Source organism: Kitasatospora sp. NPDC127121, assembly GCF_042677305.1.
In the GTDB taxonomy this organism is placed as follows: Bacteria; Actinomycetota; Actinomycetes; order Streptomycetales; family Streptomycetaceae; genus Kitasatospora.
In genome coordinates, this window is sequence record NZ_JBHXTQ010000079.1 from 20,750 (window position 1) to 43,086 (window position 22,337).

The following is a 22,337-nucleotide window of genomic DNA, read 5'->3' on the forward strand; positions in this document are numbered from 1 at the left end:
CATCTCGCGGGGGGCGCCCCCACTCCCGGGGGGGCGGCCGCGGGGGGCCGCGGGCGGGGGCGGGGCGTCGGGGGCGGGCCCGGGGGGGCGCCCCCCGCGGGGGGCGCGGGGCCCCCCCCCGGCCGTCACCCCCGCCGCGTGTGCTTGAGCTCCTCCCAGCGGGTGGCCTGGGCGGGGGTGAGGCAGCCTCGGAGTTCGGCCAGCTTCAGCAGCTGTGCTTCGGCGTCGGCGCCGAGGGGTTGGGCTTCGGCGCGGTAGTGGTCGGTGAGGAGGGCGTCGAGTTCGGGGCGGGTGAGGGCCGGGTCGAGGCGCTGGGCGAGTTTGGCCATGTTGCGGTAGGAGCCCTGGAGGAGGAACGGGGGTTCGGTGCGGGTGCGGTCGTCCTGGGCGGCGGAGGCCAGGTAGGCGCGGTTGACGGCGAGGACGGTGCTGCGCAGGTGGAGCAGTCCGGCGAGGACGGCGGTCATCCGTTCGGCCTCGGCGGCGGGCCAGGCGCCGGTGAGGGGGCCGCCCGGGGTGCCGGTGGCGCGGGCCAGCAGGGTGTCCAGGTCGGCGCGCTCGGCGGTGGCGAGCGGGGCCAGGTGCGGGTTGGCGGGCAGGGCGTTCTCGACGAAGCTGAGCGCGAAGAGGTCCTCGCGCCCGGCGATGACGTCGCCGAGGTTCCAGACGTCGGCGCGGTTGGCGAGCATGTCGGGCAGCCGGAAGAGGCGGCCGGACTCGGTGTACGGGTTGGCGGCCATGACGACGGCGAAGCGCTTGCCGCGCAGGTCCCACTCGCGGGCCTCGCCGTCCCACACCCCGTCGATCCGGCGCTGGGCGTCGCAGAGCGGGATGAAGCGCTGGAGGAGCTCGGGCGAGGTGTGCTGGACGTCGTCGAGGTAGAGCAGCACGTTGTCGCCCGCGTGCAGGGCGAAGTTGAGCTTCTCGATCTCGCGGCGGGAGGTGGCGTCGGGGGCCTCGGCGGGGTCGAGGGAGGTGACCCGGTGGCCGAGCGCGGGGCCGCTGACGGTGACCAGCAGCAGGCCGAGCCGTTCGGCGAGGTACTCGACGAGGGTGGTCTTGCCGTAGCCGGGCGGGGAGACCAGGAGCAGCAGGCCGCTGCGGTCGACCGGTCCGCCGGCGTCGGCGGTGCCGAGCTGTTTGGCGAGGTTGTCGCCGACCAGCGGCAGGTAGACCTGGTCGATGAGTCGGTTGCGGACGAAGCCGTTGAGCGGGGCCGGCCGGTACTGGTCGAGCCGTAGCCGGGTGTGCTCGGCGGCCAGCAGGTCGGCGCGCAGTCGCTGGTAGGCGCGGTATCCGGGGGCCTCGGTGGCGGCGAACTCCGCCACCCGGGCCAGGAGTTCGTCGAGGCGCAGGTCGAGCGCGCCGCCCGGGAGCCGGGGGTGGTCGCCGAGCAGGCCGGTGAGGCGGGTGGTGGCGGTGCCTTCGGCGGGCCGGCGCGGCAGGGACGGGCAGAGGAGCGCGGCGGCGGCCTCGGCGAGGTCGCCGGGGTCGGCGTCGAAGGCGCTGGACTCCAGCCAGGCCTGGGCGAGTTGGCGTCGGGCGGGCAGCAGTGCGGGCTCGGCGGGCAGTGCGGCCAGCGCTTCGGTGAGACCGGCGGACTCGGGTGCGGCGTGGAACTTGTCGAGCAGGGTGGCGGCCCCCGGCGCGTAAGCGAACGTGGGTGTGGCGGCGGCGAGTTCGGCCACCAGGTATGGGCCGGCGGGTTGCGGGCACGAGGTGAACTCCGTGACGGCGGAGCTCAGTTCGTCGGACAGGTCGGACAGTGCGGTCAGGGCCGCAGGTGCGGCTGGGGCTGGCGCGGCCGGGTCCGCCGCGGCCGGCAGGTCCAGCCGCGGCGCGGCGCCGAAGGCCTGCCGGGCGAGGGTGCGAGCGAGGGAGAGCGAGCGGGCCCGGGTGTGCCAGACCAGTCGCTGCCGCTCGTCGGCGCCGTGCGCCCAGTACAGCTGAGCGGCCGCCCGGGCGGCCGCCGGGTGGCGCAACAGGCCTGCCTCGGCGTGGAGTTCGAGCAGGGCGCGGAGCAGCAGCGCCGCGTCGTGGTCGTGGACGCCGCGCTGGTAGCCCTCGTCCGGGCGCTGTTCGGCGGCGCGGCGGACGAACTCCAGCAGGTCGCCCTCGGCGCGCAGGGTGTCCAGCCCGTCCGGTTCGGCGGCCAGCAGCAGACTGGCGGCGAGGTATTCGGACCGGTACAGCGCGGGGGTCTCGGAGGGCAGCGGCCGGCCCCAGTAGCGCTCGGTGGCGGCGAACGCCGGGTCGGTGACGGGGGAGCGGTAGTCGGTGCCGGTGAGGGTGAAGGCGGGGCGGCCGCGCCAGGGGACGAGGGTGAGTTCGGGCCGCTGGGTGGTGACGGCGAACAGGTGGCGGCCCAGTCGCAGGGTGTCGGGGCCGTCGCCGGCGAGTTCGGCGCGGTCGCGTCGGGCCCGGTGGGCGCGGCTACGGGCGGCGCGCAGCCGTCCGGTCAGCTCCTCGGCCCGGACCCGGTCACCGAGTGCGGTCAACTGGGCGGCGAGGTCGCGGAGTTTGACGACGGTCGGGTCGGCGGCGAGGGCGGCGTCGATCTCGGCCGCGGTGTCGAGGGCGGTGAGCCGCCGGTGCAGGGTGTCGAGGATGCGTTCGGCGGAGGCGGCGATCCGGTCGGCGCGGCGGGCGCGCTCCTCCAGCAGGTGCTGGCGGCGGGCGGTGAGGGCGTCGTGGATTCCGGTGCGCCGGTCGGCGAGCTGTTCGCCCAGTGCCGGGTCGGCGTCGGCGAAGCGGGTCTCCAACTGCTCGATCCGCAGCAGGAGTCGGCCGAGCTGGTCGTCGCAGGCCTCGGGGGTGTCGGCGGCGGCGAGCGCGGCGGTGGTGGCCTGGGCGAGCAGGGCGGTTTCGGCGGCGAACTCGGCGGCGGCCTCGCGGGTGCGCAGGTCGCGACGGCGGACGGTGAGGGCGGCGCGGGCGCGGTTGAGTAGTCCGAGGACGTCGGCGAGCCGGTCGAGGATGGCGGTGCGGGTGGTGGCGTCGGCCAGGTCGAGGGTGCCGACGAGCTCCGAGACGGTCTGCAACGCCTCGCTCTGCTCGGAGATCTGGAGGCCCAGCGGCTCGGCTCCGGCGGCGGTGGCGAGGGCGGCGCAGCGGTCGGCGAGTTCGCCGGCGCGCCGGCGGTGCGGGGCGAAGGCCTCGGGTTCGGCGAGGTGTCCGACGGCGCGGGCGGCGGCCTCGGTCAGGCCCTCGGCGAGGTGGGCGGCGAGCGCGTCGATCCGGGCGGGCTCGGCGCGCGGCAGGTCGCGCAGCGCCTCGACCCGGCCCTGGGCGCGGCGCAGCCCGGCGAGCCGGTCGACCCATTCGGCGGCGTCGGCGAGGGTCTCGCCGCGGGCGGTGCGCAGCAGGCCTTCGACGTGTTCGGCGGCCTGTTCGGTCTGCCGGGCGGCGTGCGCGGTGAGTTCGGCGACGGCCTCGTACTCGGCGATGACCTGCCGGGCGGTGTCGCGGATCTCGGCGAGCGGGGCGGCGAGGTCGCCGAGGCCGGGCTGGCCCAGCCAGTGGTGCCGGTCGGCGGTGCGGGTGCAGGCGGCGAGGACGGCCTGGTGGCCGGCCGGGGTGTCGGTGCCGGCGGCGGCGAGCCGGGCCAGGGAGAGGCAGTCGGCGAGGCCGCGGACCAGGTCGGCGTTGCCGATCCGGGCGAGCGGGCCGGTGCCGGGCGGCTGCGCGGCCGCGTGGCGCTCGCTGGTGAACGGGGTCTGCCACAGCTGGACGGGGTGCAGCCGGGTGGGCCCGTCCTCGGCCGGGCGGAGGGCGATCAGGGTGCCGTCGGCGAGCAGCGCGTAGCCCTGGCAGGGCAGCGGGGCGGCGGCCTCCTGGCGGACGCTGTTGTACGGCTGGAGCAGGGCGCGGCCGTCGGCGGGGGAGCGGAACTCGTACAGCACGTCCTCGCCGTTGGGCGAGACGAGGGTGCGCTCGTAGGCCAGGCCGTCCACCGGCTGGTCGTAGCTGCGCACGGTGCCGTCGGTGAGGTGGCAGCCGCCGGGGAAGGCCACGCCCTGGTCGGCGGGCAGCCGCAGGCAGGCCTGGCCGAGCGCGTCGATTCGGGTGACCCGGCCGGTGGGCAGATGGCAGACCAGGTGCCGGACGGTCTCCTCCTGGTAGGGGCGCACGCGTACCAGCAGCAGGGTGCCGAGCCGGGCGTGGGCGATCTGGGCGTCGGCGAGGGTCTGCAGGGCCTCGGCGAGGGGTTCGTGGTGCAGCTCCCGGCCGTCGGGGGAGGTGACGGTCAGCCGGCCGCCGTCGATGCCGAGCCGGAGTTCGCCGCCGAGGTCGGCGCGTGGCGGGCTGCCGGGGGCGGCGGGCAGCTGGTCGTCCCGGGTGAGGGCGGTCCAGGTGAGCTGCTGGCCGTCGGCGGCGGTGTGGTCGCGTTCGCCGCGCCCGTCCTGGTAGGCAGGGTGCCCGTCGTCGGCGAGGTCGTCGACGGGGCGCCAGCGCAGCACCCGGACGTCGGCGGCGGCGGGGCCGGTGCGGAAGACGGCGAGCAGGCGGCCGCCGAGGGGGCGCAGTCGTTCCAGCCGGGCGTCGCGGAAGTAGCGGTGCAGGTCGGCGAGGTCCTGGCGCAGGCGCGGGTCGTCCAGCAGGGTGCCCTCGGCGGGGGCGGGGGTGAGGTCGGGGTGGTGGACGCTCAGGACCTCCCCGAGCGGCCCGGCGCCCGGGGAGCCCTCGGCCGGGGCGCCGGCGGAAACGGAGGCGGAGACGGCGGAAGCGGAGACGGCGGCGTCGGGCGCGCCGCCCGGGCGGGTGCCGAGCAGGAGCAGCCCGCCGGCGGCGGTGAGGTCCTGCGGGAGGCAGGCCCGGCCGGTGGTGAGCCGGCCGGTGCCGACCAGCCGCAGCTCCCCGCCGCCGAACTCCCCGACCCGGCGGGCGTTCAACGCCTGTGCGCGTTCGGCGAGTTCGGCGGCGGACCGGGCGAGTCGGCCGCGCAGGACCTCGTAGGTGCCGGCGTCGAGCCGGGCGTCGAGGGCGTCCACCACGTCAGTTCCTCAACTACTCAGTTTCTCGACTGCTCAGGAGATCGGGTACTCGGGCGACTCGGGCGACTCAGGCGTTCACGTTCACCTGGAACCGTTGACCGACGCCAGCGCCCCGATCGACGTCTCGGCGATCCCCAACTTCTGCGCCGAGGTGAGCAGTTGCCGAAGCTGCCCGGCCTGCTCGCCGCCTCCGGCGCCGATCATCCGCATCAGCAGCGCGGATACCGTCAGGTTCTGCACGTCCGTCGTGGACACCGAGGACAGCACCCGGGTCAGGTCCTCGGTGAAGCTGGCGCTGCCGTCGAGCCAGGGCCCGGCCAGGGCCTGGGCGGTCTGCGAGTGCCCGACGAAGGCGTCGACGCTCTTGGCGGCCGTCACCGACTGCACCAGGCGGTCGAAGAACACCCCGTCCCCGCCGACGATGTCGATCTTCGCCTTCTCCAGCCCGGCCGCGACCAGCGCGGCCTGCGCCTCGGCGATCTGCCGCTGGGTGTCCAGCCCGGCCAGCCGGACGTCCTTCTCGGCGGCCAGCCGCAGCCGGTACTCCTCGTGCCCGCGCGAGGCCTCGTCCAGCTTCGCCATCGCCGCGGCCTTCTCGGTGAGGCCCTCGGCCTCGGCCTTCAGCTTGGCGCCGATCTCCAGCGCGGCGGCCTTCGCCTTCTCGGCCTGGACGGCGGCCTCGGCGCGGCCGACCTTCTCCACCGCCGCGGCCTCCTGCTCGCGCACCTGCACCTGGGCCAGCCCCTCGGCGGCGGCCTCCGCCCGGATGCCCTCGGCCATCCGGATCTTGGCGGTGGCGTCCAGTTCGGCGGTCTGCTGCCGGGCCTCGGCCAGCACCAGCGACTCGCGGGCCTTGTGCGAGGCGGCCTGCTCGGCGGCCTCGGCGGCCTTGATGTCCTTGACGAGCTTCTCCTGCGCCTGCGCCTCGGCCTGGATGATCACCGCGCGGCGGGTGCGCTCGGCGTCCTCGGTGGCGCGCAGCGTCTTGACGGCCTCCTCCTGCTCGGCGACGGTCCGCTCCACCGCCACCCGCTCGCGGACCACGTCGGCGACCTCCCGCCGGCGGGACTCGACCTCCTTCTGCTTGGCCATGGTGGCGAGTTCGGTCTCCCGGTCGCGGCCGATGACCTCCAGCAGACGGTCCTTCTCGATCCGCTCGTTCTCCACGGCGATCACCCGCTCGCGGTTCTTCTGCGCCACCGCGACCTCGCGGGCCTGGTTCTCGCGCTGCACGCCGAGCAGTTCCTCGGTCCGGAGGAAGGCGGTCTGGGCGTTCAGCCGCTCCTCCTCCTGGACCCGGGCGATCACCGCGTCCTCCGTGGCCCGCAGGGTCTCGATCTCGCGGCGCTGGCGGATCTCGGCGTCGGCCTGGCGGCGCTGGAGTTCGAGGACGGCCTCCCGGGCGTCCACGTTCTGCCGGGTGATCTCCTTCTCCTCGGTGCGCTGGTACTCGTTGGTGCGCACGTGCTCGATCGCCGTCAGCTCGGTGATCTTGCGGATGCCCTGGGCGTCGAGGATGTTGTCGGAGTCCAGCTGGTTCATCGGGGTCTGTTCGAGGTGGTCGATGGCCGCGTCCTCAAGGGTGTAGCCGTTGAGGTCGGTGCCGATGACCGCGATGATCTGGTCCCGGAACTCGTGCCGGTGCGTGTAGAGGTCGGTGAAGTCGAGCTGCTTGCCGACGGTCTTCAGCGCCTCGGCGAACTTGGCCGCGAAGAAGTCCTGGATCGCGGACGGGTCGCTGGCGCGGGCGGTGCCGATGGCCTGCGCGACCTTGATGACGTCCTCGACGGTCTTGTTCACCCGCACGAAGAAGGAGATCCGGATGTCCGCCCGGATGTTGTCCCGGCAGATCAGCCCGTCCCGGCCGGCGCGGTGGATCTCCACCGTCTTCACCGAGATGTCCATCAACTCGGCCTTGTGCAGCACCGGGAGGACGATCGCGCCGGTGAAGGTGACGTCCACCTTCTTGGTGCGGGAGACGATCAGCGCCTTGCCCTGCTCGACCTTCTGGAACAGGCGGCCCACGAACAGCAGCATGGCGAGCACGATGAGCAGTACGACGGCGACGAGAATGCCGAAACCCACGGCGATGGTGTCCATCACGGAGTCCTTTGACGAGATGACGAGATGGTGCGAAGTCGAGCGGATGAGAGCGGAGCAAGCAGAGCAAGCAGAACAAAGGGGATAAGGGGATAAGGGAACGCCCGGGGGAGTCAGTCGCCCGGTAGCGCCGGGTCGAACGGCGCCACCAGGAAGTGCTCGCCGTCGGCGTCGTAGTCGAAGATCAGGGCGGTGCGGCCGGCCGCCAGCCCGGGCTCCTCGGTGAGCGTGCGGACCTGGACGGTCGCGGTGGAGCCGTCCTCGGCGGTGACCTCCGCCTGCCCGAAGTCGGCCGTCACCCGGCCGGTGCGGATCACGCAGACGCGGCCGACGAAGTCCCCCCGGGTCGCCGGGCGGTCCTCGGGGAACAGTCGGGACAGCGGCCGGACCAGCAGCCGGGTGCCCGCCCAGGAGGCGACCAGCGCGACGGCGAACACGCCGCCGCGCGCCGGTGCCCCCGAGGTGAGGACGGTGCCGGCCAGGCTGACGAACCAGGCGAGCGCGACCAGCAGCGACACCGCCACCGTCACGGGCACCCCGCCCAGCCCCAGCGCGCCCAGCACGCCTCCGTGGTGGTGGGCGCCCCGGCCGTCGGCGCCGTGCCCGTCCTGGGCACCGGGTCCCCCGTGTCCCCCGTGGGTCGCGTGCCCCCCGGCACCGTGGCCCAGGTCGCCTGCGTGGCCGGCATGGCCGACGTGACCGGCATGCCCGACGCCGTGTCCCCCGTGCAGGGCGTCGAAGCCCAGGCCGCCGACCAGCATCAGCAGCCAGTACCCGACGACCACCACCAGCGCGAAGCTGAACAGCGCCGTCGGAAAAGCCAGCGCGGCCGCGACGAATCCCCCCATCCCGGCCACGCTCCCCCGCTGTTCCCACGGCGCCGCACCTCGGCGCCATGGAGATCGTGACAGCGGAGGGGTCGTCCGCACATTGCCAGGATCCGGCAATCTTTACGGCTCTTTGACACCCTGGAACGCACGGCCCGGGGGCGTTTGGCCGCCGTCTACAGCGGCTGCTCCGGCCAGTTCAGCAGCCGGGCCCCCATGGCCGCCGTCTCCAGGGTGAACCGCTGCAGGGCGTCCGACGGGTCGTAGCCGGTCAGCGCCTTGATCCGCTCCAGCCGGTAGCCGAGCGTGCGCACGCTCAGCCCCAGCCGCCGGGCCGCCTCCGCGTTCACGTACGCGGCCTCCGCCTGCACCGCGATGGTGTCCAGCAGGGGGCGGGCGCCGCCGCGCGCCTCGGTCAGCGGGCCCAGCACGCTGCGCACCAGGTCGGCCATCGCCGCCCGGTCGCGCATCAGCACGGGGAAGACCAGTAGTTCCTCGGCCTTCAGCTGCTGTGCCGGCAGGTCCAGCCGGTCCGCGTAGTCCAGCGCGCCCAGCGCCTCCTCGTAGCTGCGCAGCACCCCGGTGGCCCCCGAGTGCCGGCGCCCGGTGGCCACCCGCAGCACCGGGCGGTAGCCGGGGCCGGGGCGCAGCGTCAGGTCGGCGAAGGCCTCCAGGACGGCGCGTTCGGTGTCCGGGGCGATGCACACCAGCCGGCCGTCCTTGCCGGCGAGCAGGACGTCCCGTTCGCCGAACCGCCCGACCAGCTCCCGTTCCACCCGGTGCACCAGCGGGTGGACGTCTGCGTACGGCGTGTCGCCGACGGCCACCGCCACCGCGTACGCGCCCGCCAGCCGCAGCCCGAACCGCTCGGCGCGCTCCGCCAGCAGGCCCAGGTCGCTGCGGCCGTACAGCAGGTCGTCGATGAACTCGCGCCGTGCGGACTCCTGTTGGCGGACCGCCATGCGCTGTGCGCGGTCGTGTCCCTCGCCGAGTGCGGCCAGTGCGGCCTCGGTCGCCGCGAGCACGGCGTCGCCGAGCCGGCGCAGTTCTCCGACGCCGCCCGCCGCGGTGATGCCCGGCAGTGTCTGCCAGGCCCGCCGGGTGGCCGACAGGCAGTGCGCGACGACGTCGCGCAGCCCGTACCCGGCCTCGGCGCAGTGCTCGCCCAGCGTGCGCAGGCACTCCAGTTCGTCCCGGCGCAGCAGCCTCCCGGTGCGGGAGGCGTCGGCGAGCAGCCCGAGGTAGACCTCGGCGAGTTCGGTGGGTATGTCGTGCTCGGTCCCCTCGGACACCGCGGTACTCCGCCCCCCGTGACGCGTGATGATCCGGCGCGGAACTTTAGCAGGATCGATACGGCGCCGAACGGTGCGGGGTGGGCGGCTGACCTGGTGCTATCGCGGGCCGGGTGGAGGTCCGGATCACCGTGTCCATCCGGGGCGGCTCGGCCGCCGCCCGTCCACCGCCGGTTCCCCGCCCTCCTTCTTCCCGTCCCCTCCCTCCGGTCGACGGGACCGGTCGGCGGGGGTGGGATGGAGGGGTGCGGGCGACCGTGGTTTGCTCCGCACCCCGGGGAGGGACTAGACATCTAGACGTCTAGATGAGCCTCTGGATGTCAGGCCCCCTCCCCCCACGGCCCCACCGAAAGGCCCGCGCATGTCCCTGGTCAACTTCCGCGACCCCGCCGTCCTCGGCGACCCCGAGGGCCGGCGGATCCGCCCCGGCGTGCTGTACCGCTCCGCCCAGCCGTTCCCGGCCGCCGACGAGGCCACCGTCGCCCAGCTGCGCGCCTGCGACATCCGCACCATCGTCGACCTGCGCGACACCCGCGAGACCGACCCCGCCGACTGGGCCGCCGCCGAGGCCGCCGGGATAGCCGTCGTCGCGGCCCCGGTGAACCCCACCGGCGACGGCCTCGCCGCCCGGATGCGCACCATGGCCACCGCCGCCGACCTCGGCGACTACTACGTGCTGCTGGCCGAGTCCGCACCCGAGGCCGTCACCGCCGCCGTCGAGGCCGCCGCCCGCCCGGGCGCCGTCCTCCTGCACTGCGCCGCCGGCAAGGACCGCACCGGCCTGCTGACCGCCCTGCTGCTGGACCTCCTCGGCGTGCCCGCCGAGCGGATCGTCGCCGACTACGCCCGCACCGCCGACGCCCTGCCGCAGATCTTCGCCGGCCTCTCCGAGCGCCACCGCACCGCGCTCAACGCCCGCGGCGCCCGGGTCACCGACTCCGAAGGCCGCGAACTCACCATCCCCGCCCCGCTCCTCGACGCCCCGGCGGAGGCCATGGCCGTCTTCCTCGACCGCGTCCGCACCCGCCACGGCGGCGCCGAGGCCTTCCTCCCCGCCTGCGGCGTCCCCGCCGCCACCCTCGGAGCCTTCCGCGCCAAGGCGGCCGCCGCGGCGACCTCGGCCGCCTGACACCCCGGCCCCCGTCGGGCTCAGACGTCCCGCCGCCGCATCAGGACCACCGTCGCCGCCAGCGCGACGGCCGCCCAGGCGCCCAGGGTGATCCAGGAGTCGAGCACGCTCGGCGCGTACTTGCCCATCGTCGTCGAGGAGTTGGGGTTGATCGTCAGCCTCCCCTCGGCGGCGAGCGGCAGGTGGTTGCCGATCTCCTTCAGCCAGCGGTAGCGGTCGCCGCCGAACAGCATCGGCACGATGAACAGCAGCATGACCAGCGAGACGATCGAAGCGGTGGCGTGCCGCAGCAGGGCGCCGAGGGCCATCCCGATCAGCGCGCAGACGGGCACGATCGCCGCGTAGCCGAGGACGGCCCGCAGGCAGCCCTCGTCGGTGATGGAGAGCCCGGCGTGCCGGGAGGCCAGCATGGCGTTGCTGCCGAAGAAGGACACCGCGGACACCACCGCCCCGGCGAGCGAGGTGAGGCCGGTGACCAGCACCACCTTGGCCACGGCCACGCCCCGCCGGTCGGGCACGGCGGCGAAGGTGGTGCGGATCATGCCGGTGGTGTACTCGCCGAACACGGTGATCGCGCCGAGGCTGCCGGCCGCGACGGCCATCAGGGCGCCGGAGATGCTGCTGAGGCCGTGGTACAGCGGGTCGTACCGGTACGGCGGGAAGCCGGGCACCGGCGGGCGGGGATGGTCGATGTAGGTCAGGTCGGTGTGGACGGCGTTCAGGTTGACCACGATCGCGGCCAGCGAGGCCAGCGCCAGCACCCAGTACGTGGACCGCAGCGAGCGCAGTTTGATCCACTCGGCGGCGAGCAGGTCGCCGAACCGGGCCCGCGGCTCGGCCGGGCGGGTGCGGGGGCGGTCGGGGGCGAGGGCGGCGGTACTCATCGGGCATCTCCTGCCAGGTATTCGACGCTGTCGGCGGTCAGCGACATGAACGCCGACTCCAGGGACGAGGTACGGGTGGCGAGCTCGTGCAGCACCAGGCCGTGCCGCAGGGCGAGTTCGCCGATCCGGGCGGCGGGCAGCCCGGTCACCACCGCCCCGTCCGGCTCCTGCGCCTGCCGTACGGCCGCCCCTTCGGCCCGCAACACCTCGGCGAGCGACGGCAGTTCGGGAGCCCGGACGGCCACGCTGGTGACGGCGTTGCGGGCGGAGAACTCCGCCAGGCTCTCGTCCGCGATCAGCCGGCCCCGGCCGATCACCACCAGCCGGTCGGCGGTGTGCTCCATCTCGGCCATCATGTGGCTGGAGACGAAGACCGTCCGCCCCTCCTCGGCGAGGCGGCGGAACAGGCCGCGCACCCACAGCACGCCCTCCGGGTCGAGGCCGTTGAGCGGCTCGTCGAACAGCAGCACCGGCGGGTCGCCGAGCAGCGCGCCGGCGATGCCGAGCCGCTGCTTCATGCCCAGCGAGTAGCCGCCGATCCGGCGCCCGGCGGCCTTGCCGAGGCCGACCTCGGCGAGCACCTCGTCCACCCGCCGGAGCGGGATGCGGTTGCCGCGGGCGAGCGCCGACAGATGGGCCCGGGCGCTGCGCCCGCCGTGCACGTCCTGGGCGTCCAGCAGGGCGCCGACGTGGCGCAGTCCGCGCGGCCGGTCCGCGAAGGGCACGCCGTCCACCGTGACGGACCCCTCGGTCGGGGTGTGCAGCCCCAGGATCATCCGCAGCGTGGTGGACTTGCCGGCGCCGTTGGGGCCGAGGAAGCCGGTGACGGTGCCCGGCCGGACGGTGAAGGTCAACTGGTCGACGGCCGTGGTGGCGCCGTACCGCTTGGTCAGTCGCTCGATCTCGATCACGGGGACAACGGTGCCGTCCGGGGCCCCGGCCGGGCATCGGGCCGCGGGCCACAACCGCCGGCGGCCGCACTGGCCCGGGGGATTACGCCCTCGGGCCAATGCGCCGCCGCGCGGGCCGCCGCTACCATCGGGCGATGATCACCAACCCTCGTCCGCCCCTGTTCAGGCGCCTGCCGCCGGGCGTGTGGGTGGCGGCGTTCTGGGTGGCCGTCATCACGTTCCGCAGCTTCCAGCGGAGCAACGAGCTGGCCCACCTGTTCCGCTACAACGGCAACTTCGAGGACATGCCGTTGCTGGTCACCGCGGTGGTCACGACCCTGATGGCGTCGCTGCTGGTCCGGCTTCCGCTGCTGGCGGTGGCGATCCCGCTGGCCGCGTGCGCGTTCACGATCGGCATGCGGATCCAGGAGACGGCCGTGGTGCAGCTGCTGCTCGCCGAGGCGGCGATCGGCTACTGCACGGCCACCCGCTCCCGGGCCGTGTCGCTGTGCGCCGCCGCGATGCCGGTCGCCCTGGTGGCCGCCCTGGCGGTCTGGCGGGTGGCGAACGACTACCACACCGACTTCGTCGCCCAAGCCGCGTTCGCCTCGACCGCCGCGATCGCCTGGCTGGTCGGCAACACCGTCCGGCAGAGCCGGGCGCACACCGAGGCCCTGCGCGGCCGCGCCACCGAGCAGGCGATCACCGCCGAACGGCTGCGGATCGCCCGCGAGTTGCACGACATGGTCGCCCACAGCATCGGCATCATCGCGATCCAGGCCGGGATGGGCAGCCGGGTCATGGACACCCAGCCCGCCGAGACCCGCAACGCGCTGAACGCCATCGAGGCGACCAGCCGGGAGACCCTGGCCGGGCTGCGCCGGATGCTCGGGGCGCTGCGCCAGGGCGAGCCGGAGTCCGCGCCGATGGAGGTCGCCCCGGGGCTGGGCGAGTTGGACCGGCTGGTCGAGCAGACGGCCGGCGCGGGCGTGCGGGTCGCGCTCACCCGCCTCGGCGAGCCCCGCCCGCTGCCGCCCGAGGTGGACCTCGCCGCCTACCGCATCGTGCAGGAGGCGGTCACCAACGTGGTCAAGCACTCCGGCACCCGGGACTGCCGGGTCACCGTCGACTACGGCCCCGAGGAGGTCGCCGTCACCGTCGTCGACCTCGGCGCCGGAGCCGGCGGGCCGTCCGCCGGCTCCGGTTACGGCATCGCCGGCATGCGCGAGCGGGTCGGCCTGCTGCACGGCGAGTTCAGCGCCGGCCCGCGCCCCGCGGGCGGCTTCCAGGTCGCCGCCCGACTGCCGCTCCCCGTGGAGGTCTCCCCGTGATCCGTGTCGTCCTGGTCGACGACCAGCCGCTCATCCGCACCGGTCTGCGCGTGCTCATCGCCGACACTCCGGACCTGGAGGTCGTCGGCGAGGCCGGCAACGGCGCCGAGGCGGTGGAGCTGGTCGGCCGGCTGCGCCCCGACGTCGCCGTGATGGACATCCGGATGCCCGGCATGGACGGCATCGAGGCCACCCGCCGGATCACCGCCGACCCAGGCCTGCCGACCCACGTCCTCGTCCTCACCACCTTCGACGACGACGACTACGTGTACGGCGCGCTGCGGGCCGGGGCGGCCGGCTTCCTGGTCAAGGACCTCGCCCTGGAGACCATCCTCGACGGCGTCCGGGTGGTCGCCGCCGGGGACGCCCTGATCGCGCCGAGCATCACCCGCCGGCTGATCGGCGAGTTCGCCGCCCGCCCGCAGCCCGCCGCCGCCCGGTCCGGCCGGACGACGGTCGACGGGATCACCGACCGCGAGCGCGAGGTGCTGACGCTGGTCGGCCGCGGGCTGTCCAACGGCGAGATCGCCGAGGAGCTGACCATCAGCGTGGCCACCGCCAAGGCGCACGTGGCCCGGCTGTTCACCAAGCTGGACGCCCGGGACCGGGTCCACCTGGTCATCCAGGCCTACGAGTTCGGCCTCGTCGCCCCGTCCTGAGCCCAGCCGGTCCACGGCCGCACCACGGCCGCACCACGGCCGCACCACGGCCGCACCACGGCCGGTCCACAGCCGGATCACGGCCCGACCAGCTCCCCGATCCGCATGATCCGCCCGTGCGAGTCCAGCACCACGTCGTACACGTTGCCGTAGCACCCGTACGGCGGGTCGGGTTCGTGCTCGGCCAGGCAGTCCTCCAGGTGCCCGAGCACGTCCTCCAGCCGGACGGGTCTGGTCGGGTCGGCGTGCGGGTGGTCGACGAGCGTGGCCTCGACCCCGGCGGTCGCGAAGCCGTAGCGGGCCGGCGCCCCCGTCCCCTCGTAGCGGGCCTCGTCGCAGGAGTAGCGGGCGGGCTGGGCGGTGACGTCGCCGTCCTCGGTGGCGATGACCACGAGGACGGTGTGCCCGGGGCGTTCGGTCGGGGTCGGGGTGGCGCAGTCGGCGGAGGGGGAGGGGGAGGTGTCCATGCTGGGCTCGGGGCCGGCGAGGTCGTCGTCCAGCAGGTCGTCCTCGTCGTCGTACGCCCCGTCGGCGACGGCGGCGGCGGAGGCGGCGGCGATGGTGGGCGCGGAGTCGGCGGGAGTGCAGGCGGCGAGAGCGGCTGCGGCGGTGCAGCAGAGCAGCGCGGCGAGGAGGGTTCGGGGCACGGCCATGGCACTAGTCTCCCCGGACAACGGCGGAACTCGTCACACAGGTAGACGACTGGTGCACGGGCTGTGGTTCCCGCCGCCGTCGGATGTGCGGATCCGGCGGCGGCGGGAGTCTTGAGGGGCGGCGTAACGGTCAGACGGCGACGGGCCGTTGCGCCTCGTACGCCTCGCGAAGCCGGGCCTGGGCCGCGGGGCCCGCCCCGAGGTGGTCGAGTCCGAGCAGGGCCGCGCCCAGGACGGGCGGCGCGACGACGACCCGCGGTTCGGCGAGCGGCGCGGCCTCGGCCAGACGGGCGGTCAGGTTGTCGATCAGCAGCGGCTGCCGGGAGGCGAGCACGCCGCCGCCGAGCACCAGCGGGGTCCGCGCGTCGAGCAGTTCCAGCCGCCGCAGGGCGACGACGGCGAGCCGGACGATCTCGTCGGCCTGGCGGTCGATCAGTCCCAGGGCGACCTCGTCGCCCTGCTCCGCGACGGCGAACAGCACCCGGACGATCTCGTGCAGCCGGCTGGTCGGCAGGTGCCCGAGGTGGACGGCCTCGGCGACGGCGCCGGCGCTGGGCAGGCCGAAGTGCTCGGCGATGGCGCGGGAGAGCCCGGTGGGGCCGCCGCGGCCGTCCTCGTGGCGGACGGCGTGCCACATGCTGGTGACGGCCAGGCCCCCGCCGCCGCCCCAGTCGCCGGTGAGCTCGCCGAGGGCGGGGAAGCGGGCGGTGCGGCCGTCGGGCAGCAGGCCCACGCAGTTGATGCCGGCGCCGCAGACGACGGCGACGCCGCGCGGGCCGTCGGTGCCGGCCCGCAGCAGGCCGAAGGTGTCGTTGACGACGGTGTTGCTGGTGCCCCAGGGGTGGGATTCCAGCGCGGCGCGCAGGGCCTCCTCCTCGACGGGCAGGTCGGCGTTGGCCAGGCAGGCGCTGACGTGGCTGGTGAGGACGCCGCTCCAGGCGGGGTGGCCGGCCGCGGCGGCGGCCTGTTCGACGAGCGGGGCGAGGCCGGCGACGGCGGCGGCGCCGCCGATCTTCTGGGGTGCGAAGCCGCCGCCGCGGGCGGTGCCATGGACGGTGCCGTCGGCGCCGATCAGGGCGACGTCGGTCTTGGAGTTGCCGGCGTCGATGGCGAGGACGCCTGGCAGGATCGGTTCGGGCTGGTGGGTCATCAGGTCCCCGCGGCTCGTACGTGGCCCGGCCGTGGCGTTGTCCCCGGCCGGGGGTGGTCGGTCTCCTCGCAGTGCCCGGCCCGCGACACCCTCATATCGCGGGCCGGGCGGCTTTCCCGGCGGGGCCCGGGTGCGTAGCCGGGCCCCGGGCCGTCAGGCCCAGGCGAGGTGCTCGCGGTTGTGGGCGAGCAGCCGATCGGTGAGCTGGTCGGCGAGTTCGAGCTGGCCGACCAGCGGGTGGGCGAGCAGGGCGTCGAAGACCCGGTCGCGGCCGCCGTGCAGGGCGGCGTCGAGGGCGAGGTGCTCGTACGCGGTGACGGCGGCGATGAGGCCGGCGTACAGCGGCTCGACGGCCCGCTGGGGGAGCGGCCGGACGCCGTTGGCGTCGACCTCGGCCGGGACCTCGATGACGGCGTCGTCGGGCAGGAACGGCAGCACGCCGTTGTTCGGCGCGTTGACGACCTGTACGGACGTCCCGCCGCCGGTGCCGAGCAGCGCGGCGATCAGCTGGACCGCCGCCTCGGAGTAGAACGCGCCGCCGCGCTGGCCGAGGAGTTCCGGCTTGGTGTCGAGGGCCGGGTCGGCGTACATCTCCAGCAGCTGCCGCTCGATCTCGGCGACCTGGGCGGCCCGCGAGCCCTGCACCTTGAGTTCCTCGACGACGGCGTCGTGCTGGTAGAAGTAGCGCAGGTAGTAGGACGGCACGACGCCGAGCCGCTCGATGACGGGCTGCGGCAGGTGCAGGTCCTCGGCGATGGCCTTGCCGTGCGCGGCGAGCAGCTCCGGCAGCACCTCCCGGCCCGTCGTCGAGCCCGGGGCGTCGAGCAGGGTGACGCCGCGCTCCCAGGTGAGGTGGTTGAGGCCGACGTGGTCGAGCCGGACCAGCTCCGGGTCGACGCCGAGGTGGGTCGCGAACTTGCGCTGGAAGCCGATGGCGACGTTGCACAGGCCGACGGCCTTGTGCCCGGCGTTGCGCAGTGCGCGGGTGACGATGCCGACGGGGTTGGTGAAGTCGACGATCCAGGCGTCCGGGTTGGCGCGCCGGACCTTCTCGGCGATGTCGAGGACGACCGGGACGGTGCGCAGCGCCTTGGCGAGGCCGCCGGCGCCGGTGGTCTCCTGGCCGACGCAGCCGCACTCCAGCGGCCAGGTCTCGTCCCGGTTGCGGGCGGCCTGCCCGCCGACGCGCAGTTGCAGCAGCACGGCGTCGGCGTCGGCGACACCGGCCTCGACGTCGACGGTGGTGGTGACGACGGCACCGTGCCCCTGCTTGGCGAAGATCCGCCGGGCGAGCCCGCCGATCAGCTCCAGCCGGTCGGCGGCCGGGTCGATGAGCACCAGCTCGCCGATCGGCAGGGTGTCGCGGAGCCGGGCGAAGCCGTCGATCAGCTCCGGGGTGTACGTCGAACCGCCGCCGACGATTGCCAACTTGAGTGCGGACATCAGCCCTTGACCCCTGTCAGTGTCACGCCTTCGATGAAGGCCTTCTGTGCGAAGAAGAAGAGGATGATCACCGGTGCCATCACGAGGAGGGTGGCGGCCATGGTGAGGTTCCAGTTGGTGTGGTGGGCGCCCTTGAACGACTCCAGGCCGTACGAGAGCGTCCAGGCCGCGTGGTTGTTGCTGGCGTAGATCTGCGGGCCGAAGTAGTCGTTCCAGCAGTAGAAGAACTGGAACAGGGCGACGGCGGCGATGGCCGGCTTGGCCATCGGCAGCACGACCTTCAGCAGGGTGCGCAGGTCGCCGCAGCCGTCGATCCGGGCGGCCTCGATGTACTCCTTGGGGATGGTCAGCAGGAACTGGCGCAGCAGGAAGATCGAGAACGCGTCGCCGAAGGCCATCGGGATGATGAGCGGCCAGAGCGAGCCGCCGAGGCCGAGCTGCTTGGCCCAGAACAGGTACATCGGGATGACGGTGACCTGCGGCGGGAGCATCATCATGGCGATGACGGCCATCAGCGCCAGGTTGCGGCCCCGGAAGCGGAACTTGGCGAGCGCGTAGGCGACCGGCAGGCTGGAGACGATGGTCAGGACGGTGCCGAGGCCCGCGTAGAGCAGGGTGTTGCGCCACCAGGTGAGGAAGCCGGGGGTGTCCCAGACCTTGCCGTAGTTGCCCCACTGCCAGGAGGTCGGCCAGTAGTCGGTGGTGAGCGCCTGCTGGTCGGTCATCACCGAGGTGAGGAAGGCGAAGACGAACGGCAGCAGGAAGAACAGCGCGGCGGCGATGGCCAGCGAGTGCACGGCCACCCAGTGGAGCATCGCGCGGCGGCGGGCCGCCCGGGCGGCCGGGCCGGAGGCGCGGGAGGGGCCGGCCGGGGCGGGCGCCTTGGTGAGTGTGGAGCTGAGAGTCATGATCGGGTCCTCATCGGTCCGCTGGGTCCGCAGCACACGGACTAGTCGTCACTCGCCATGAAGCCGGACTTGCGGCGGAGCAGGAGCGAGGTGACGGCCATCGAGATGGCGAACAGCACCAGGGCGACGACGCACGCCGCGCCGTAGTTGAAGCGCTGGAAGCCGAGGTTGTAGACCATCTGCGGCAGGGTCCAGGTGGAGCCCTGCGGGAAGCCGGGCTCGAACTGCTGGCCGGAGTTGCCCGCGATGCCGCCGGCGACCTTCCCGGCGACGATCGCCTGGGTGTAGTACTGCATGGTCTGGATGACGCCGGTGACCACGGCGAACATGATGATCGGCGAGATGTTCGGCAGCGTGACGTACCGGAACCGCTGGAAGGGTCCGGCGCCGTCCAGTTCGGCGGCCTCGTACTGCTCCTTGGGGACGTCGAGCAGCGAGGCCATGAAGATGACCATCAGGTCGCCGATGCCCCACATGGCGAGCATGGTGAGCGCGGGCTTGGACCAGTCGGCGCTGGCGAACCAGCCGGGCTGCGGGAGGCCGAGCTCGCCGAGGAAGTGGTTGACCGGGCCGGTGCCGGGGTTGAGCAGGAAGGCGAAGGCGACGGTGGCGGCCACCGGCGGTGCCAGGTACGGCAGGTAGAACGCGGTGCGGAAGAAGCCGGCGCCGGTCTTGACCTTGGTGATGAGCAGGCCGATGCCGAGGCCGAAGGCGACCCGCAGGCTCACCATGATGAAGACCAGCCACACGGTGTTGCGCAGGCCCTGCCAGAACGCCGGGAGGTCGTTGAAGACGTAGTCCCAGTTCTTCAGGCCGCTGAAGGTGGGGGCGCCGAAGCCGTTGTACTTGGTGAAGGAGAAGTAGGCGGTGGAGATCAGCGGGTACAGGAAGAAGACGCCGAAGCCGATCAGCCAGGGGGAGAGGAAGGCGAGGGTGCGGGCCGCCTCCCGGCGGCGCTTCCGGCGCAGCAGGTGCTGCGTGGAGGGCGCCGCCGGGTCGGTCGATCCGGTGCCCTTGCGGGTGCCGAACGCGAGTGACATGGGAGCTCCGTGGACCGTTTCCGCTACTTCGCCTGGGCGATGGCGGCGTCGATCTCCTTGGCGGTGGCCGCGAGGCCGGCCGCGAGATCGGGCTGCTTGCCGGACTCGTAGTCGTAGCCGAGGTTCTGCAGGGAGGCGATGTAGCCGCTGCCGTTGACGGCCGCCGGGGTGGTGCCCGAGTACTGGTTCTTGGCGACGTCGATGAAGGTCTTGAAGTTCGGGTCGTTCGTCAGCTTCGGCGAGTTGAGCGCGTCGAAGGTGCTGGGCACGTTGTGGATCGCGTTGGCGAAGCCGACCACCGCGTCGGTGTCGGTGGTCAGGTACTTGACCAGCTCCCAGGCCGCGGCCTGCTTCTTGCTGCTGCTGGCGATGCCGACGATGGTGCCGGTCTGGTAGCCGCGGCCGTAGGTGTCGGCCTGGTCGTCCGGGACGGGGAACGCGGCGGTGGCCCAGTCGAAGTCGGGCTTGTTGTCGGCGAGGGCGGCGGTGCGCCACTCGCCGTCGATGGCCATCGCGACCTTGCCGGTGAGGAAGGGGTTCTTGGCGCTGAACTCCTCGCCGAAGGTGGCGCGGTACTTCTCCAGCTTGGTGTAGCCGCCGAGCTGGTCGACCATGTCCTTCTGCCACTTGAGCATCGCGGCGACCTTCGGGTCGGCGGCGATGTTCGACTTGCCGTCGGCGCCGAAGTAGGTCGGGCCGTACTGGCCGAGGAAGTGCTCGGTGGTCGACTCGTAGCCGTGGTACAGCGGCATGAAGCCGAGCTGCTTGTAGCCGTCGCCGTCCGCGAGGGTCAGCTTCTTGGCGTCCTCGGCGAACTCGCTGAAGGTCTTCGGCGGGTTGGCGATGCCCGCGTCGGCGAAGGCCTTCTTGTTGTAGTAGAGGCCGTAGGCGTCGCCGAGCAGCGGCAGCGAGCACTGGTTGCCCTGGAACTGCGTGTAGTTGAGCATCGCGGCCGGGAAGGTCTTGACCGGGTCGATGCCGCTCTTCTGCAGCAGCGGCTTGAGGTCGGTGAACGCCTTGGTCGAACAGAACATGCCGACGTTGTTGGTGGTGAAGGAGGAGACCACGTCCGGCGCGTCGTCGCCGCCGGCCCGCAGGGCCTGGTTGACCTTGTCGTCCGCGATGTTGTCCACGGCCTTGACGTGGATGTTGGGGTGGGCCTTCTCGAAGGCGGCGATGTTGTCGTTGATCGCCTTCACCTCGTTGTCCTGGCTCCAGCCGTGCCAGAAGGTGATGGTGACGTCCTTGCCGCTGGCCGAGTCGTCGCTGCCGCTGCTCTCGCTGCTGCCGGTGCAGGCGGTGGCGAGCAGGGCCAGGACGGCGGTGCCGGTGACGGCGGCGATCGTGCGACGGCCTCTGCGGGAGGTGGTGGAGTGCACTTCGAGGTCCTCCTGGGGGTGCGCGGGCAGGCGTCATTGCCTCGGGGCCCGCGTTCGGGGGTGGGGAGAGGTGGGTGCAGGGTGCGTGCGGGGTGACGGGCGACCGGGGAGCGTCGGCGGGTGGGCGTCTGTGAACGTCTGTGGGCGTCGGTGGGCGGCTGTCAGTCGGGCGGCTGTCAGTGGGTGGAGAAGACCGCCTCGCGGGCGTCCGCCAGCGCGCGTTGCAGGGCGCCGAGCAGGACGGGCGAGCCGGGCAGGGCGCTGCTGCGGACCTCGGGCCGGGCGATGGAGAGCCTGGCCAGTTCGTCCTCGACGAGGGCGCGCAGGCGTTCGCCGCCCGCGGTGGGCACCGCGCCGGAGAGGACCACCAGCTGGGGGTCGACGACGGCGACGATCGCGGCCAGTCCGACGGCGAGCCGGCCGGCCAGTTCGACGAGGAAGGCGTCGCCGGCGCCCGGGGTCTCCAGGGCCTTGGCGATCGAGTCCTCGGCGGTGGGCGCGCCGAGCCCGTGCTCGCGGGCCAGGGTCCGGACGGCGGGTGTGCCGACCAGCTCCTGGAACCCGCCGAACTTGCGGCGGCGCACGTCCCGCGCGACCGGCGAGCCGGGCACCGGCATGTAGCCGACCTCCCCGGCTCCGCCGGTGAAGCCGCGGTGCAGCCGGCCGGCGATGACGATCGCGGCGCCGGTGCCCGCACCAGCCCAGAGCAGGACGAAGTCCTCGGAGCCCCGCGCCGCGCCGGAGGCCTGTTCGGCGACGGCGGCGAGGTTCACGTCGTTCTCGATCGACACGGGCGCGCCGATCGCCTCGGACAGCTCCTCGACCAGCCGCGGCGAGTGCCAGCCGGGCAGGTGGGAGGCGTAGCGCAGCTTGCCGGTGACCGGGTCGGGGGCGCCGCCGACGCCGATCGCGGCGGTGCGCAGGCTGCCCGCGGCCAGCCCGGCGGCGCGGACGGTCTCGGCGACGGCGGCGGCGACCTTGGCGACGGTCTCGGCGGCCGGCACGCCCTTGGTCGGCACGGCGTGCTCGGCCAGCGTGGAGCCGGTGATGTCGGCGACGGCGACTCTGATCTCGCTGTTGGTGACGTCCAGTCCGGCGACGTGGCCGGCGGCCGGATTCACCTCGTACAGCTGCGCGTTGGGGCCGGGGCCGCCGGCGGTGGTGCCGACCGGCAGGACCAGTCCGGCCGCCTCCAGGCGGGCCAGCAGCTGGGAGGCGGTGGGCTTGGAGAGGCCGGTCAGGGTGCCGATCTGGGTGCGGGAGAGCGGTCCGTTCTCCAGCAGCAGTTCGAGGGCGGCGCGGTCGTTGATGGCGCGCAGCAGGCTGGGGGTGCCGGCGAGGGGGGCCTTGGCGGTGGTCTTGGTCACGCGCGAAATCCTCCTCTTCCGGCTGGTGGGGGGAGCGACGAGGGTGAACCCTCGGGTTCGGGGAGCCGAACTGTTAGGAAAGTTTCCAGTCGCTTGGGAAGGACCGTACGGGCCCCGTCAGCGGGGTGTCAATGGTCCGCGGCCCGGAGGATGCCGAAGCGTTACCGGGCAGCACGAAGCCCCGTTTCCCAAGGGTCTTGGGAAACGGGGGGTGGTGCTGCCCGGCCGGGGAGTGCAACGGCGTAGCGAGGGCGTGGGCCGGGCGCGGTGGCGGGTTCGGCGCGGGGGCCC

At 73.8% G+C, this 22,337-nt stretch carries 16 protein-coding genes; 3 read left to right on the forward strand and 13 right to left on the reverse strand.

The genetic code is table 11. The features are described from left to right. Positions 1-125 precede the first annotated feature (125 nt). The 4 genes from ACFVHI_RS30040 to ACFVHI_RS30055 form a co-directional block, all read right to left on the reverse strand. Complete coding sequence (locus tag ACFVHI_RS30040) at positions 126-4,994, reverse strand: DNA repair ATPase (protein ID WP_380344694.1); 4,869 nt, start codon at positions 4,992-4,994, stop codon at positions 126-128. Positions 4,995-5,075: 81 nt separating this feature from the next. Next, positions 5,076-7,094, reverse strand: coding sequence for a hypothetical protein (locus ACFVHI_RS30045; RefSeq protein WP_063349443.1), 2,019 nt, complete (start codon positions 7,092-7,094; stop codon positions 5,076-5,078). Between the two features lie 113 nt (positions 7,095-7,207). Further along, on the reverse strand, positions 7,208-7,942 hold the full coding sequence (locus ACFVHI_RS30050; protein WP_063349444.1) for a hypothetical protein: 735 nt from the start codon (positions 7,940-7,942) through the stop codon (positions 7,208-7,210). Positions 7,943-8,097: 155 nt separating this feature from the next. Further along, complete coding sequence (locus tag ACFVHI_RS30055; RefSeq protein WP_244293468.1) at positions 8,098-9,213, reverse strand: CdaR family transcriptional regulator; 1,116 nt, start codon at positions 9,211-9,213, stop codon at positions 8,098-8,100. A 361-nt stretch (positions 9,214-9,574) separates the two neighbouring features. On the opposite strand from ACFVHI_RS30055, the gene ACFVHI_RS30060 reads away from it, so the two are divergent. Further along, positions 9,575-10,342: a tyrosine-protein phosphatase gene (locus tag ACFVHI_RS30060; protein WP_063349445.1), complete on the forward strand. Its 768-nt coding sequence runs from the start codon at positions 9,575-9,577 to the stop codon at positions 10,340-10,342. Between the two features lie 20 nt (positions 10,343-10,362). On the opposite strand, the gene ACFVHI_RS30065 is transcribed toward ACFVHI_RS30060, so the two are convergent. Together ACFVHI_RS30065 and ACFVHI_RS30070 are read right to left on the reverse strand one after the other, a co-directional pair. Next, a complete protein-coding gene (locus tag ACFVHI_RS30065) occupies positions 10,363-11,226 on the reverse strand; it encodes an ABC transporter permease (protein WP_380344699.1) in 864 nt (287 codons plus the stop codon). After that, on the reverse strand, positions 11,223-12,137 hold the full coding sequence (locus ACFVHI_RS30070) for an ABC transporter ATP-binding protein (RefSeq protein WP_063349447.1): 915 nt from the start codon (positions 12,135-12,137) through the stop codon (positions 11,223-11,225). The genes ACFVHI_RS30065 and ACFVHI_RS30070 overlap by 4 nt, the downstream gene beginning before the upstream one ends. Before the next feature lie 134 nt (positions 12,138-12,271). Between ACFVHI_RS30070 and ACFVHI_RS30075 the strand changes: the two genes are divergently transcribed. Both ACFVHI_RS30075 and ACFVHI_RS30080 read left to right on the forward strand, forming a co-directional pair. Further along, positions 12,272-13,447, forward strand: coding sequence for a sensor histidine kinase (locus tag ACFVHI_RS30075; protein WP_380344702.1), 1,176 nt, complete (start codon positions 12,272-12,274; stop codon positions 13,445-13,447). Further along, entirely contained in the window at positions 13,444-14,106 is a 663-nt protein-coding gene (locus ACFVHI_RS30080) for a response regulator (RefSeq protein ID WP_380344704.1), read from the forward strand. The genes ACFVHI_RS30075 and ACFVHI_RS30080 overlap by 4 nt, the downstream gene beginning before the upstream one ends. Before the next feature lie 77 nt (positions 14,107-14,183). On the opposite strand, the gene ACFVHI_RS30085 is transcribed toward ACFVHI_RS30080, so the two are convergent. From ACFVHI_RS30085 to ACFVHI_RS30115, 7 genes are all read right to left on the reverse strand, one after another. Then, positions 14,184-14,759 carry a hypothetical protein gene (locus ACFVHI_RS30085; protein ID WP_380344707.1) on the reverse strand — a complete coding sequence of 192 codons (576 nt, stop codon included), beginning with the start codon at positions 14,757-14,759 and terminating at the stop codon, positions 14,184-14,186. Positions 14,760-14,889: 130 nt separating this feature from the next. Next, positions 14,890-15,909 carry an N-acetylglucosamine kinase gene (locus ACFVHI_RS30090; protein ID WP_380344709.1) on the reverse strand — a complete coding sequence of 340 codons (1,020 nt, stop codon included), beginning with the start codon at positions 15,907-15,909 and terminating at the stop codon, positions 14,890-14,892. Positions 15,910-16,062: 153 nt separating this feature from the next. Next, positions 16,063-17,352, reverse strand: coding sequence for a 6-phospho-beta-glucosidase (locus tag ACFVHI_RS30095; protein WP_380344712.1), 1,290 nt, complete (start codon positions 17,350-17,352; stop codon positions 16,063-16,065). Then, positions 17,352-18,260: a carbohydrate ABC transporter permease gene (locus tag ACFVHI_RS30100; RefSeq protein WP_063351434.1), complete on the reverse strand. Its 909-nt coding sequence runs from the start codon at positions 18,258-18,260 to the stop codon at positions 17,352-17,354. The genes ACFVHI_RS30095 and ACFVHI_RS30100 overlap by 1 nt, the downstream gene beginning before the upstream one ends. 41 nt (positions 18,261-18,301) lie before the next feature. Next, on the reverse strand, positions 18,302-19,300 hold the full coding sequence (locus ACFVHI_RS30105; RefSeq protein WP_079135906.1) for a carbohydrate ABC transporter permease: 999 nt from the start codon (positions 19,298-19,300) through the stop codon (positions 18,302-18,304). A gap of 23 nt (positions 19,301-19,323) precedes the next feature. Next, positions 19,324-20,679 carry an ABC transporter substrate-binding protein gene (locus ACFVHI_RS30110; RefSeq protein WP_063349452.1) on the reverse strand — a complete coding sequence of 452 codons (1,356 nt, stop codon included), beginning with the start codon at positions 20,677-20,679 and terminating at the stop codon, positions 19,324-19,326. A gap of 176 nt (positions 20,680-20,855) precedes the next feature. After that, a complete protein-coding gene (locus ACFVHI_RS30115) occupies positions 20,856-22,046 on the reverse strand; it encodes an ROK family transcriptional regulator (RefSeq protein WP_244293469.1) in 1,191 nt (396 codons plus the stop codon). Positions 22,047-22,337: the final 291 nt, after the last annotated feature.